The 12,769-nt window shown below is 44.3% G+C and carries 15 protein-coding genes; 13 read left to right on the top strand and 2 right to left on the bottom strand.

The window, feature by feature from the left end; all coding sequences use genetic code 11:
• Positions 1-16 precede the first annotated feature (16 nt).
• The 10 genes from rpsK (at position 17) to EC604_RS28095 (ending at position 8,651) form a co-directional block, all read left to right on the top strand.
• A complete protein-coding gene (gene rpsK / locus EC604_RS28050) occupies positions 17-412 on the top strand; it encodes a 30S ribosomal protein S11 (RefSeq protein WP_123067258.1) in 396 nt (131 codons plus the stop codon).
• 136 nt (positions 413-548) lie between these two features.
• Positions 549-1,493, top strand: a complete 945-nt coding sequence (locus EC604_RS28055; RefSeq protein WP_024633566.1) for a DNA-directed RNA polymerase subunit alpha — start codon at positions 549-551, stop codon at positions 1,491-1,493.
• Positions 1,494-1,527: 34 nt separating this feature from the next.
• Positions 1,528-1,893: a 50S ribosomal protein L17 gene (rplQ, locus tag EC604_RS28060; protein ID WP_017692102.1), complete on the top strand. Its 366-nt coding sequence runs from the start codon at positions 1,528-1,530 to the stop codon at positions 1,891-1,893.
• A 160-nt stretch (positions 1,894-2,053) separates the two neighbouring features.
• Complete coding sequence (gene truA, locus EC604_RS28065) at positions 2,054-2,827, top strand: tRNA pseudouridine(38-40) synthase TruA (RefSeq protein WP_123067259.1); 774 nt, start codon at positions 2,054-2,056, stop codon at positions 2,825-2,827.
• Between the two features lie 204 nt (positions 2,828-3,031).
• Positions 3,032-3,469, top strand: coding sequence for a 50S ribosomal protein L13 (rplM, locus tag EC604_RS28070; protein ID WP_024633564.1), 438 nt, complete (start codon positions 3,032-3,034; stop codon positions 3,467-3,469).
• Between the two features lie 19 nt (positions 3,470-3,488).
• Entirely contained in the window at positions 3,489-3,881 is a 393-nt protein-coding gene (gene rpsI / locus EC604_RS28075; protein WP_090924661.1) for a 30S ribosomal protein S9, read from the top strand.
• A 790-nt stretch (positions 3,882-4,671) separates the two neighbouring features.
• A complete protein-coding gene (locus EC604_RS28080; RefSeq protein ID WP_123067260.1) occupies positions 4,672-5,364 on the top strand; it encodes a phosphoadenylyl-sulfate reductase in 693 nt (230 codons plus the stop codon).
• 111 nt (positions 5,365-5,475) lie between these two features.
• Entirely contained in the window at positions 5,476-6,645 is a 1,170-nt protein-coding gene (gene sat / locus EC604_RS28085; RefSeq protein ID WP_123067261.1) for a sulfate adenylyltransferase, read from the top strand.
• A gap of 68 nt (positions 6,646-6,713) precedes the next feature.
• The gene (cwlD, locus tag EC604_RS28090) at positions 6,714-7,469 is read left to right on the top strand and encodes an N-acetylmuramoyl-L-alanine amidase CwlD (protein ID WP_123067262.1); all 756 of its coding nucleotides are present in this window, start codon (positions 6,714-6,716) and stop codon (positions 7,467-7,469) included.
• Between the two features lie 78 nt (positions 7,470-7,547).
• Positions 7,548-8,651, top strand: a complete 1,104-nt coding sequence (locus EC604_RS28095) for an Mrp/NBP35 family ATP-binding protein (protein WP_123067263.1) — start codon at positions 7,548-7,550, stop codon at positions 8,649-8,651.
• 149 nt (positions 8,652-8,800) lie between these two features.
• Here EC604_RS28095 and gerD read toward each other — a convergent pair whose 3' ends face one another.
• Positions 8,801-9,538: a spore germination lipoprotein GerD gene (gene gerD, locus EC604_RS28100; RefSeq protein ID WP_123067264.1), complete on the bottom strand. Its 738-nt coding sequence runs from the start codon at positions 9,536-9,538 to the stop codon at positions 8,801-8,803.
• Between the two features lie 125 nt (positions 9,539-9,663).
• On the opposite strand from gerD, the gene EC604_RS28105 reads away from it, so the two are divergent.
• On the top strand, positions 9,664-10,278 hold the full coding sequence (locus EC604_RS28105) for a KinB-signaling pathway activation protein (protein ID WP_123067265.1): 615 nt from the start codon (positions 9,664-9,666) through the stop codon (positions 10,276-10,278).
• A 121-nt stretch (positions 10,279-10,399) separates the two neighbouring features.
• Here the strand turns inward: EC604_RS28105 and pdaB are convergent, their stop codons facing one another.
• Positions 10,400-11,176 carry a polysaccharide deacetylase family sporulation protein PdaB gene (gene pdaB / locus EC604_RS28110; RefSeq protein WP_123067266.1) on the bottom strand — a complete coding sequence of 259 codons (777 nt, stop codon included), beginning with the start codon at positions 11,174-11,176 and terminating at the stop codon, positions 10,400-10,402.
• 122 nt (positions 11,177-11,298) lie between these two features.
• Between pdaB and EC604_RS28115 the strand changes: the two genes are divergently transcribed.
• Together EC604_RS28115 and EC604_RS28120 are read left to right on the top strand one after the other, a co-directional pair.
• The gene (locus tag EC604_RS28115; protein ID WP_123067267.1) at positions 11,299-11,916 is read left to right on the top strand and encodes a stage II sporulation protein M; all 618 of its coding nucleotides are present in this window, start codon (positions 11,299-11,301) and stop codon (positions 11,914-11,916) included.
• Positions 11,917-12,088: 172 nt separating this feature from the next.
• Positions 12,089-12,319 carry a hypothetical protein gene (locus EC604_RS28120; RefSeq protein ID WP_090924652.1) on the top strand — a complete coding sequence of 77 codons (231 nt, stop codon included), beginning with the start codon at positions 12,089-12,091 and terminating at the stop codon, positions 12,317-12,319.
• Positions 12,320-12,769 lie beyond the last annotated feature (450 nt).

The raw sequence follows: 12,769 nt of genomic DNA on the forward strand, positions 1-12,769 counted from the left end.
GGGGGGATAAGAGAAAATGGCTAAACCGAAAAAAGTCGTACGTACTAAACGTCGTGACCGTAAAAATATTGAATCTGGCGTGGCACATATCCGTTCCACTTTCAATAACACTATCGTTACTATTACGGATCCTCACGGAAATGCAATTTCGTGGGCAAGCTCCGGCGGCCTCGGGTACAGAGGTTCCCGTAAATCGACTCCGTTTGCTGCACAAATGGCTGCTGAAGCTGCTGCCAAAGCTGCAATGGAGCATGGGATGAAATCCGTTGAGGTTATGGTTAAAGGACCAGGCGCAGGCCGTGAAGCAGCGATCCGCTCTTTGCAAGCTGCTGGTCTTGAAGTTAACCTGATCAAAGACGTAACTCCAGTCCCGCATAACGGATGCCGTCCTCCAAAACGTCGTCGTGTCTAATGAGATTTGCCCCTGCGTGTGGTATACTTCCGGCACAATCTGCTAATAATGGTTGTTTAGGCATACTACTACATGTTTTCGCAAGAGAAGGTAAATGTTTCATAAAGGACCGACGTTTTGAAGGAGGGGTATTGCAGTGATAGAAATCGAAAAGCCGAAAATTGAGACGGTAGACGTCAACGATGATGGCACCTATGGGAAATTCGTAGTAGAACCGCTGGAGCGCGGATACGGTACGACGCTTGGAAACTCGCTTCGCCGAATCCTGCTCTCATCACTGCCGGGTGCGGCAGTGTCTTCGGTTCAAATCGATGGCGTTCTGCATGAATTTGCTACAGTTCCTGGCGTAATGGAAGACGTTACAGAGATTATCCTTAACCTGAAAGCTTTGTCGCTCAAAATTCATTCTGACGAGGAGAAAGTGCTCGAGATTGATGCTGAAGGCGAAGGAGCAATCACGGCTGGAGACATTCGTGCTGATTCCGATGTGGAAATCCTTAACCCGGATCTTCACATTGCTACGCTTGGACCAGGTTCGAGACTTCACATGCGTATTTTTGCCAATCGCGGTCGCGGCTACGTCCAGGCAGATCGGAATAAACGCGATGACCAGCCGATCGGCGTCATCCCTGTCGATTCCATCTTCACCCCGATCAGCCGCGTTAACTACGCTGTGGAAAATACGCGTGTAGGCCAAGTAACCAACTATGACAAGCTCACGTTGGAAGTTTGGACTGACGGAAGTATTCGTCCTGAAGAGGCTGTAAGCCTTGGCGCTAAAATTTTGACCGAGCATCTGATGCTCTTCGTGGGTCTTACAGACGAAGCGAAGGATGCAGAGATCATGGTTGAAAAAGAAGAAGACAAAAAAGAAAAAGTACTCGAAATGACGATCGAAGAGCTGGATCTCTCTGTTCGTTCCTACAACTGCCTCAAACGTGCTGGTATTAATACCGTACAAGAGCTGACTACGAAAACGGAAGAAGACATGATGAAAGTCCGTAACCTCGGACGCAAGTCTTTGGAAGAAGTTCAAGAGAAGCTTGAGGAACTTGGTTTGGGATTACGTACAGAAGAATAGACAGCTGAGTGCTTGAAGTGAAGGAGGGAAAACAATGGCATACCAAAAGTTGGGCCGTAATTCCAGCGCACGTAAAGCTTTGTTCCGTGACCTGGTAACCGACCTGTTCTTATACGAGCGCATTCAGACAACTGAAGCGAAAGCAAAAGAGGTTCGCTCTATTGCTGAAAAACTGATCACTAAAGCGAAAAAGGGAGATCTTCATGCCCGTCGCCAAGTGGCAGCATATGTTCGCCGCGAAACTATCGATGGTGAGCAAGATGCAATCCAAAAACTGTTTAGCGAATTGTCCGGTCGTTACGCTGAGCGTCCAGGCGGATACACACGTATCCTGAAACTGGGACCTCGTCGTGGTGACGCAGCGCCTATGGTTTACTTGGAACTGGTAGACCGCGCGTAATACAGATGTGAGATGAGGAAAGGGGACAGAGTCCAAGATTCTGGGTAAACCCTTTTTTTCTCTTCATTCCGGAATTCGTGCTGTAAATGAAGCTCCGTAAGGGGCTTCTTTTGCTGTTCGGGATAGGCTTATGTATAGTATGGAACAAAGGTGTGGTAATATGCGCAACTTATGTATGACGGTAACTTACGATGGCACGGCCTACTACGGCTTTCAAGTACAGCCAGGAGGTAACACCATTCAGGACCACCTTGAGGATGCCATTCGTGCGTTGACTGGTGAGACGGTGAAAATCACGGGTTCAGGCCGAACAGATGCAGGCGTTCATGCCCGCAGACAAATCTTCAATTTTCCTACAGCGTCCCAGATTCCAGTGGAACGTTGGTGTATTGCACTCAACTCCAGATTGCCATCTGACATTGTTGTTATTGATGCAATGGAGGTACCGCTAGATTTTCATTCTCGTTATGCGGCGAAAAAGAAAACCTATCGATATACGGTCAATGCAAACCAATTCCCGGATGTCTTTAACAGAAGACTGCAGCATCATCATCATGCCAAGCTGGACATCACTGCTATGGAGGAGGGCCTGCGTCATTTCATAGGCACATATGACTTTACTTCCTTTGCTTCACGCAAGTCTCAGAAAGAGAATCATGTACGTTCGGTATACGAAGCATGGATAGAAGTGGACCGTTCAATGTGCAGGGACCATCCTCGCGATCAAGGTGTCATTCACATTTATGTGAGTGGTAACGGCTTTTTGCAACATATGGTGCGTATTATTGTCGGGACGTTGCTGGAGATCGGAGAGGGCAAACGGAAAGCCTCTGATGTGCCGAATATGATTGCTGCATGCAATCGTTCTGCTGCAGGACCTACTGCAGTTAGTTGCGGTTTAATGCTCTGGGATCTTGAATACAAAAAAGATTAAATTTGATGAGTAAAATGCTTAAATTATACTTGCGATTTGGTCTCCTATCATGTAATATAAAAGTTGTGTTTTCTTAATGGCTTTCCCACAGCCCCAATTAAGATGTTCACATCGCAACAACTATCCATCAACACCTAAAGTTATCACTTAACGAACGAAGATAAATGAAAATGATGATTTTGAACATTTAAGGAGGAACTTTTCATGCGTACTACGTACATGGCGAAGCCTAACGAAGTTGAGCGCCAATGGCACATCATTGATGCTGAAGGCAAAACCCTCGGACGTTTGGCGAGCGAAGCAGCTGCTTTGATCCGCGGCAAACATAAGCCACAATTCACTCCACATGTGGACACTGGCGATTTCGTTGTTATCATCAATGCAGAGAAAATTGTATTGACTGGTAAAAAAATGCAAGGTAAAAAATACTACCGTCACTCGATGCACCCAGGTGGTTTGAAAGTAACTACTGCAGAAGAGATGGTTAAAAACAAACCTGAACGTATGTTGGAATTGGCAGTTCGCGGTATGCTTCCTAAAACTCGCATGGGCGAGAAAATGAAGCTGAGACTTAAAGCGTACAGAGGCACTGAGCATCCACACGCAGCACAAAAACCAGAAGTTTACGAACTTCGCGGTTAATTAAAAGGAGGACAGTTTCATGGCACAAGTACAATACTATGGGACAGGTCGTCGTAAACATTCGGTAGCACGTGTTCGCCTTGTACCGGGTGAAGGACGCATTGTCATCAATAAACGTGATATTAATGAATACTTTGGTTTGGAAACACTCAAACTGATCGTAAAACAACCACTGACTTTGACAGAAACGCTCACTAACTATGACGTTTTGGTTATCGCTCATGGTGGCGGAATCTCCGGTCAAGCCGGCGCAATCCGTCACGGTATCTCCCGCGCTCTGCTTAAGGCAGATCCAGAATACCGTGCTTCCCTGAAAAAAGCAGGATTCCTGACTCGTGACCCACGTATGAAAGAACGTAAAAAATACGGTCTTAAAGCGGCTCGTCGCGCTCCTCAGTTCTCCAAACGTTAAGATTTTTCAAAGTCCTTGGCTTCGGCCAGGGACTTTTTTATGTTTTACAAACTAACTAGGCTGCCCAGCGCATTTGCTTACTCTACGGCAGGCAACTTGAATCCCGATGAGACGGACAGGGAATCAAGAGAATAGATGTAACAAAAGTTTTGTATTTACATGAATTATGATCTAATACATATCTATGTTAACTCCTTAATCCATATGAGATTCAAATTCATTAATACACCTCCATCCTCAAATCCCCTTCCATGGCTTGATTCTCTGTATAATCTAGTCTTAACTATGGTTAGCAAAAATCTTATCTGTGTTCATCACTAATACTATTACTCCAGATCGATATCATTTTTCTCATGTCTGAGTTATCAGTCTTTTTTATGGATACGATAAAGGGTTCTTACTTTTGCTATTTGATGGAGTTGCAGTCTCAGGCTTTCAATATTCCCGATTGAGGACGTTCCTTTGACAGGATACGCTTCCTAGTGATGAAAAATATTCCATCGTTCATCCCAAGAATCCAACAATAGCAACGATTTTCGCTCTTTAAGAACTCGAGCACTTGAAAGTTGCATTCATGAGATTTTGTATAGTTTTGCCTATATTTCATCTGAAAGCCTAATAAACACTAAAAATTGTGCGCTATTATGTTGTTTTTTTGTGAGTATAACTGATGTAATTTACCAGATGGCAGGCATTGACATCCCGAGTGAAAGATTTATACTATACATAATTCATATTAGATTAGTCGGCTTTTTGTAGTTTGTAGATCATGAATGGGGGAAATAGAACAATGAACTTGTTAGAAAAGGAAGAACTGGCTCGTACAAAAGCAGAGGAACTGGAGCACGCTAGTCCAGAGGATATTATTCGCTACGCGGTTGAAACATTTCCTAATATCACATTTGCCTGCAGCTTTGGTGCAGAAGATGTTGTACTTGTAGATATGTTGCAAAAAATTAGCCCGTCTACTGATGTTTTTTATCTGGATACAGATTTTCATTTCCAGGAAACATATGATACCCGTGATCGGATGCAAGAAAAGTACAATCTTGAGTTTGTAAGAGTGTCGCCAAAAATTACACCTGAAGAACAAGCTGCTCAGCATGGGGAAGAACTGTGGAAATCCGATCCCAATGCTTGTTGTAACATTCGTAAGGTAGAGCCTCTGACACGTATTCTATCGCAGTATGATGCATGGATTACGGGAATTCGTAGAGATCAGGCACCGACTCGTGCCAATGCCAAGAAGGTTGAATATGATACGAAGTTTGGTCTGATGAAATTTAATCCTATTGCACATTGGACGAATGAGGATGTATGGGAGTACATCCGTGCCAATAACGTGACATACAATCCGTTGCATGATCAGAACTACCCGAGTATCGGATGCGAGCATTGCACACGTCAAGTTATGCCTGGGGAAGATCCTCGTGCGGGGCGTTGGTCTGGTAATGATAAAACGGAGTGCGGATTGCATAAATAAGCTATAAAATAGAGTAATGACTGTGCAAATGTTTTTTTACATTAAACCATTTTTAAAATTATAAAGTGGTTTTCACTAAAATATCGGATGTTTTAATAAGGAGCTGACAAGATGACTTCGATTCTGCCTCATGGAGGTACGCTGGTGCAGCGTATCGTACAAGGAGAAGAACGTGAGCAATTATTGCAGAAAAGCAAAAACCTGAACTCATTACAGATTAATACCTGGACAATCTCAGATTTGGATTTGATTGGCGTAGGGGCTTTTTCACCGCTTCAAGGATTCATGAATGAGGAAGATTATCTATCTGTCGTATCCGGAATGCGTTTGGCAGATGGCACCGTATGGAGTATACCGATTACACTGGCTGTAAATGATCAACAGGCTGCCTCACTTCGTAAAGGTGAAACGGTAGCTCTTGTTGGTGAAGCGGATGGAGTAACGTACGGTCTGCTTGAGGTTCAAAGCATCTATAAGGTGGATCAGGGAGAGGAAGCACGCCGTGTTTTCAAAACCGATGATCCTGAACATCCTGGTGTAAATAAACTGCTGGAGCGTCCTGCAACATATGTAGGAGGTCCAATTCAAGTGTTGAACCGTCCGAAACCGGCCAAGTTTGAAGATTTCTATTATGATCCGGCTCAGACGCGTAAGATTTTCCAGGATAAAGGATGGAGAACCGTGGTTGGTTTTCAGACACGTAACCCTGTACACCGGGCTCATGAATATATTCAGAAAAGTGCAATGGAAATCGTTGATGCACTTTTCTTGAATCCACTTGTGGGTGAGACTAAGTCTGATGATGTCCCTGCGAATGTGCGTATGAAGAGCTACTTGGTATTGCTGGAGAACTATTATCCGGCGGATCGTGCGTTTCTGGGTGTATTCCCGGCTGCAATGCGGTATGCGGGACCTCGTGAAGCCATTTTCCATGCAATGGTACGTAAAAATTATGGCTGCACCCACTTTATCGTAGGGCGTGATCATGCGGGTGTAGGTGATTATTATGGAACCTATGAAGCACAAGAGATATTCTCTAATTTTACGGCGGAGGAACTGGGTATTACACCACTGTTCTTCGAACACAGTTTCTTCTGCACCAAATGCGGAAATATGGCTTCCAGCAAAACCTGCCCTCATGACAAAGAACATCATATGACTCTGTCGGGAACCAAGGTACGTGGATTGTTGCGCAATGGTGAATGTCCACCGCCAGAATTTACACGTCCTGAGGTTGCTGAAGTGTTGATTGAGGGTATGGCAGAGCAAGTCCATTCCTAAGGTTATATTTGTCCATCTTGTCCCATATAGATGATTAGAGTCATTTATAGGGACGAGGTGGTTTTTTTATGCGCAAAAACATGGGGAAACATCTGGTAGTCTGGATCCGGTTAAAAACAGTGAAGAGGGTTATGCTGAGCCTGTGTTTGTTGGCTATGTTTGTAGCGGTAGTTTCGTATGAAATGCCCTCGGCCAAAACGTCAGGATATTGGAGTCTGCCTCTGGCTGGTAAGGTGATCGCTATTGATGCAGGTCATGGAGGGCCAGATGGGGGAGCAGTGAGCAGGCAGGGAGTTATTGAGAAGGATATCAACTTGTCCATTGCGCTGTATGTTAGAGACTATTTGCAACAGGCAGGAGCTCTTGTTGTGATGACTCGTGAGATCGATAAGGATTTGGCTGACGAGGGAACGAGAGGATACTCCAGACGCAAGACAGAGGATCTCAAACAGAGAGTGAGGCAGATTGAAGATAAACAGGCGGATTTATTTATCAGCATTCACATGAACAGTGTGCCATCTAACCGCTGGAGTGGCGCACAAGTCTTCTACACGCCTAATCATCCTGATAACGAAGGTCTTGCAAATCTGTTACAAGCCGAAATGATTCGGAATTTAGAAAATACAGACCGTATAGCGAAAACAGTGAGTACCGTTTATCTGCTTCAGGCTCTGAAAATCCCGTCATCACTCGTCGAGGTCGGCTTTTTGTCCCATCCCGAAGAGGCTCGTCTTCTCGCTGAAGAAACGTATCAACGGAAAGTAGCTGCGTCTATTTATAACGGTATTCTCCGATATGCTGCAGGTGAACGTCCGAAAAGTTAGTCATAAGAAGAAAGGTAGTGCTATAATTGGAACAGCATACCTAACACATGCCAATAGATAAAACCGAGGTGCTGTCTGATGTTATCAAAAGAACAGATACTTGAACTTTTACAGCCATTACAGGAACCGCAGCTAGGACAAAGCTTGACGGAACTGGGATGGATTCGTGACATTATGGTGAAAGAGCATCATGTGGCATTAAGCATGGTGACACTGGAGAATCGGCCAGAAGATGCAACCGCTTTAACGGATGCCGCACGTAACTTGCTTTCCCAGCATGGAGTGAAGGATGTACATATCCGCACACGAGTAGCGTCTGAGCATGACCGTCAGAGCCTAAACATGGGACAAGTGGAACAAGAGCAAGATCAGGATGAAGTGCTTGTAAAAGGTCATGCAGCGGGTTTGGATGGACATGAGCTGTTAAGTCCTGAGTCGGGAGTTCGTTTTATCGCCGTAGCTAGTGGTAAAGGGGGCGTAGGTAAGTCAACGGTCACCGTTAATCTAGCTGCTGCTTTGGCACGTCAAGGAAAGAAAGTCGGACTCATTGATGCTGATATTTATGGTTTCAGTGTCCCGGATATGATGGGGATCGAGGAATACCCTGTCGTTGAGGATGGGGTGATTCAACCCGTCGAACGTTTTGGCGTCAAAGTGATGTCAATGGGGTTCTTCATTCGGGAAAATAATCCGGTGATTTGGCGTGGACCAATGCTTGGCCGGATGCTGCGTCAGTTCTTCACCGATGTTCAGTGGGGCGAGCTGGATTATATGCTACTGGATCTGCCACCAGGCACGGGGGATGTTGCGCTTGATGTGCATCAGATGTTACCACAGAGCAAAGAGATCATTGTGACGACTCCACATGCCACTGCAGCCTTTGTAGCGGCGCGTGCTGGAGCGATGGCCATTCAAACGGAACATGAGCTATTAGGTGTAGTTGAGAACATGGCTTACTACGAATGTGGTAAATGTGGGGAGAAGGAGTATGTCTTTGGTCGTGGAGGGGGCGGACGTCTTGCCGAAAGCTTGCACACGGTGCTACTTGCCCAGATTCCATTAGGTGCTCCGGATAACCATCCTTCCGAGCCGGATTTCTCACCATCTGTGTACAAGGCAGAGACAACCATAGGGGCAATATATGACGAGGTTGCCAAGTCGATGGAGTCTAAGTTTGAATGAGATTTTTTATGTGATTAAAATTTAATGTGCTTATAAATAAAGCCTGCGTCCTTTGGATGCAGGCTTTTTGACATCATCTCTAATTTAAAAATGGAGGAGCATCAACATCAAGATTTTATTTGTTGGGGAATTTGTATCAGCCCATAGTCTTATGAACTTCCACCACCACCACCTGAGTCTCCACCTCCAGAATCACCATTGCCACCATCTCCCCCGTCCTGACCCTTTTGCCCACCACCACTTTCCGTCTTAGGCTGGAGTTCTTCTTGTACCACTTTTTTCAGCAAAGTAAGAACTTCCATACGAAACAAAGGATTTTGCATCACTTCCTGCATAACGGTCATCGTTTGTTTTCGGTATTCCGGGGTTTTGGTCATATCCATAAACATTTTGGATACCTCAGGTGATTTCATGATATCCCCAATCGACTTCTGGTACGTCGGATCTTTGATCAGCTGCATATGCAATTGTTTACTTTGTCCGTTGATCGCTTTGGCGAATTCACCAGCAAATTGCGGATCGGTCATGATTTTCTCGAATTCCTTCTGGTATTCCGGAGCGGTTATGGTATCTTTTACAGCAATACGTATTTGTTCCGAAGATTGCATTGGCATTAACATTTTCATACCCACCGTTCCCGATCCACCACCAGAGCTGCCGCCTGCTTCTGACCCGCTGCCTCCACCGCCTCCAGAGGAGCTTTGACCCGTTAGAGCTTCTTCAACGGCTTTCTTTCCTTCATCACTTTTTAAAATATCTACGACCATCGTTTTCATCTCTTTATAACTGCCCTGAGGAGGCGAAGAACTCTGATCTGAACCGCAGCCGGCAAGCATGACGGATAGCCCCAATACAACGCAGCATAGCTGCCACATAGGCCGTTTCATGTGTACAATCCCTCCTTGATTAGATACTGGATGTAGTATGTGATGGGAAAGGGGGAAATATGTTGAGCAATGATGGTTTTTTGCTGTGAAGGTTGGTAAAATAAACTCTCGGGGGTGGAAAACATTTGAATTTACGTAGATGGTTTTTCCTGTTTTGGACAGCCTTGCTTATTGGCGCCGCAGGAGCGTTAGGAACGGGACTGATTATGATGCTGGTCAACGGGGAGAAAACGAACGGAATTGCAGACTTTATGTTGTATCTTCTGATTCTGTTTGGCTCAGGAGTGATGATTAGCGTATATTCACAAATGGGTTTCTTTGCATATCTCATCTTGAATTATATGGGCAAGGGTGTATTCCCAAGACGCGGATGGCAGATTGTGCAGATTGTGCTGACTGTGCTGGCTTTGCTGGACATCATGTTTTTGCGTTTATTTGTCGGAGGAGGACGAGAGCGTATCTCGGACATTGTGCTGGGACTGATCATTTTGGCGACTGCAATTGTTACCGCTTACGTGAAAGTGAAACAGACACATATCTCTGCGCTGGTGCCAACGCTCTTTTTCATGATCGCCGTGACTGCAGTGGAAACGATCGGTGTACTCCGTATTGACGTTAATGCAGCCACGATCTTTATTGTTATCCCTTTGCTGTTGTGTAATGCATATCAGATGCTAATCCTGCACAAACTGGTCGATAGTTCAAAAGAAGGGGCTGTGACTCCTGCTCCGAGTCGTTGAACGAACGTTGGGCATAAAAGAGTTAAGGGTCATACTCATGGACGAGGTTCCCAAGGTTTCCATAACTGTGAAAAATACAAAAAGAGCTAACTAGGTTAGCTCTTTTTCAACTGTTTGCGTATTATTGGCCGCTGGCTTGATCGCGGACTTCCTTACCCTCTACACTGGAATGATTGAGCAACTCGGATACGGTCACGAATTCATAGCCCTGATTTTTTAATTTGTCGATGATGGCTGGAAGTGCCTCATGGGTTTGCTTCGATGAGTCGCTGGCATGCAGCAGGACAATGTCACCGGGATGTGCTTTGCTGACGACACGATCAACAATGGTCTGTACGCCGGGGTTTTTCCAATCCAGAGAATCCGTATCCCATTGTACAACCTGATAGTTTAGACTGTTCGCAACCTGAAGCACGCGTTTATCAAAATCTCCATTAGGTAATCGCAGCAAATTAGGTTCTTTTCCCGTTAAATCGGTTAAAATGCTGTGAGCTGTCGAAATTTCCTTGCGGATTTGCTCTTCAGTCAGGCTAGTATAGTTCTCGTGCCGATGTCCATGACTACCAATCTCATATCCTGCATCTTTAATGGCGTTAACAATTTCCGGATGGGTCTTGCTCCATGGCGAGGAGAGAAAGAAGGTGGCCTTCTGCACTTTATTCTCCTGAAGAACTTTAAGAATCGGTTCAGTTCGTTTATCACCCCAGCTAATGTCAAAGGTAAGTGCAATGACCTTCTTGTCAGTTGGCACACTGTAGACGGCGGAAGGTGCTTCTTCCGAGAACACTGACACGTTGCCACTTTCCAAATAAATAATACCAATCGCAAAAATGGCAGCAACGAGCACAATCAGATTACGTTTGATCTTTTTGCCGCTGAATACATAGAACGAGTTCATTTCGTTAAGCGCCCCTCTCCCAATAAAGAAATGCTTGTTTACTTTTCAATGTATGCTCGTACCGTCCAGTTATTCGTTTTACATCTTTGTTTGTCCATCATTTCGGTTTGTAGGAGGTTGTTATGCTAAAATTCAGTACATTTATAAGTGATATGGGTAAGATTAGAGGAGCTTTAATTTGGTCATTCTTGTTGTTTGCAGTGGGTATAGGAGCAGGTTGGTTGAGTACAGGCCCCTTGGAAGAGTTATTATTAGGCCAGATTGAAGGGCTTCGCCAAGTCAGTCAACAGTTGGAGCAAGGTGGTAATGTGCAATGGAATTTCTTTTTGTTCATCTTTTTTAACAATGCGATCAAAAGTGTGCTGGTTATCTATGCAGGAGTTATTTTCGGGATATTACCCATCATCTTTCTGATAATTAACGGGATGGTGCTCGGCTTTGTAGTGCACACCACGATGAATTATGGGGCAAGCTTTTTTGATATTGTCGTGAAGGGGCTGCTTCCACATGGCATTATCGAAATCCCGGTTATTATTATTGCCTGTGCATTTGGATTGAAGTTCGGCGGGTTAGTAGTGCGGAGCTTGGCACAACTGGGAAGCGATAAACGAGCTATGATCGGATCCCGGTGGAAAGAGTTTATGAATATGACGTTAACGGCAAGCTTTTGGGTAGTCATCTTACTTCTCGTTGCAGCGGTTATTGAGAGCACACTCACATATGCACTTGTGAGAGGTTAAAATTCTTTGTGGAAATTTTGTGATACCCAGCATTCATAATTTCCCAATAATTTGACCATAACAATAAAACGGGTTTCAGCAGCGCAGAAAAAAAAAGAGATATGTTCAACAAAAGATGATGCTGAAAGACGAGTGTGACTATAGATGCTATGCACAAAAAGGAGAACTCTTAATGCTGGGTATGCTATTTAACGAGAAGGAATGCAAGGAACTGGACTATGTATTACGCAAAGAGTTGGATGAAATGCTGTTCGATCTGAGTGACCATCGTCTTGACCAGGAGATTAAGTATGCAATAGCGAGTCGGTATAAAACAGTATTCCGCATGTATGCAAGGTTCGCCCCCCCTAAAGAGTTATCCAAGTATGCAAGAGGCGGTAAGTTAAAGAACTCCAAGCTATGAAATTGGGCTGAACATATATTTTTAAAGATTAGGATTAGAGGTGTACTCTCTAGATAGAGCGTGCACCTCTAATTGTATTCGCCTGTTGTTAAAGGGAATGATCTACCTATTTGTCGAAATAGGGTTGACCTTTTCGACTCTATATGGTAAATTAATTTTCGTTCCGTTTTAAGGAGCCGTTTGACAAGAACAAGCATATTTATAAGACTTGATTTAAAACAGTTAAAAAAATGCTTGCAAAGAAAACGTGAATGTGTTACATTATAAAAGTCGCCGCTGAAATGACGACAACATGAAAAATAATAAATCAATTAAGTTTGATCTTTGAAAACTGAACAACGAGTGAGTAAACATTCTGCTTGCAGAATGAACAAATGAGATTTTTAATCTCGTCAGATTCAAAATGAGCTTATCGCTCTTTTCAATAACTTTATTGGAGAGTTTGATCCT

Source organism: Paenibacillus amylolyticus, from assembly GCF_003719335.1.
Taxonomy (GTDB): Bacteria; Bacillota; Bacilli; order Paenibacillales; family Paenibacillaceae; genus Paenibacillus; species Paenibacillus amylolyticus_D.

Bases quoted from the DNA above. Each gene is read 5' to 3' on its own strand.
- rpsK (WP_123067258.1), top strand. From the start codon at position 17: ATGGCTAAACCGAAAAAAGTCGTACGTACTAAACGTCGTGACCGTAAA.
- rplQ (WP_017692102.1), top strand. From the start codon at position 1,528: ATGGCATACCAAAAGTTGGGCCGTAATTCCAGCGCACGTAAAGCTTTG.
- truA (WP_123067259.1), top strand. From the start codon at position 2,054: ATGCGCAACTTATGTATGACGGTAACTTACGATGGCACGGCCTACTAC.
- rplM (WP_024633564.1), top strand. From the start codon at position 3,032: ATGCGTACTACGTACATGGCGAAGCCTAACGAAGTTGAGCGCCAATGG.
- rpsI (WP_090924661.1), top strand. From the start codon at position 3,489: ATGGCACAAGTACAATACTATGGGACAGGTCGTCGTAAACATTCGGTA.
- EC604_RS28080 (WP_123067260.1), top strand. From the start codon at position 4,672: ATGAACTTGTTAGAAAAGGAAGAACTGGCTCGTACAAAAGCAGAGGAA.
- sat (WP_123067261.1), top strand. From the start codon at position 5,476: ATGACTTCGATTCTGCCTCATGGAGGTACGCTGGTGCAGCGTATCGTA.
- cwlD (WP_123067262.1), top strand. From the start codon at position 6,714: ATGCGCAAAAACATGGGGAAACATCTGGTAGTCTGGATCCGGTTAAAA.
- EC604_RS28095 (WP_123067263.1), top strand. From the start codon at position 7,548: ATGTTATCAAAAGAACAGATACTTGAACTTTTACAGCCATTACAGGAA.
- gerD (WP_123067264.1), bottom strand. From the start codon at position 9,538: ATGAAACGGCCTATGTGGCAGCTATGCTGCGTTGTATTGGGGCTATCC.
- pdaB (WP_123067266.1), bottom strand. From the start codon at position 11,176: ATGAACTCGTTCTATGTATTCAGCGGCAAAAAGATCAAACGTAATCTG.
- EC604_RS28115 (WP_123067267.1), top strand. From the start codon at position 11,299: ATGCTAAAATTCAGTACATTTATAAGTGATATGGGTAAGATTAGAGGA.
- EC604_RS28120 (WP_090924652.1), top strand. From the start codon at position 12,089: ATGCTGGGTATGCTATTTAACGAGAAGGAATGCAAGGAACTGGACTAT.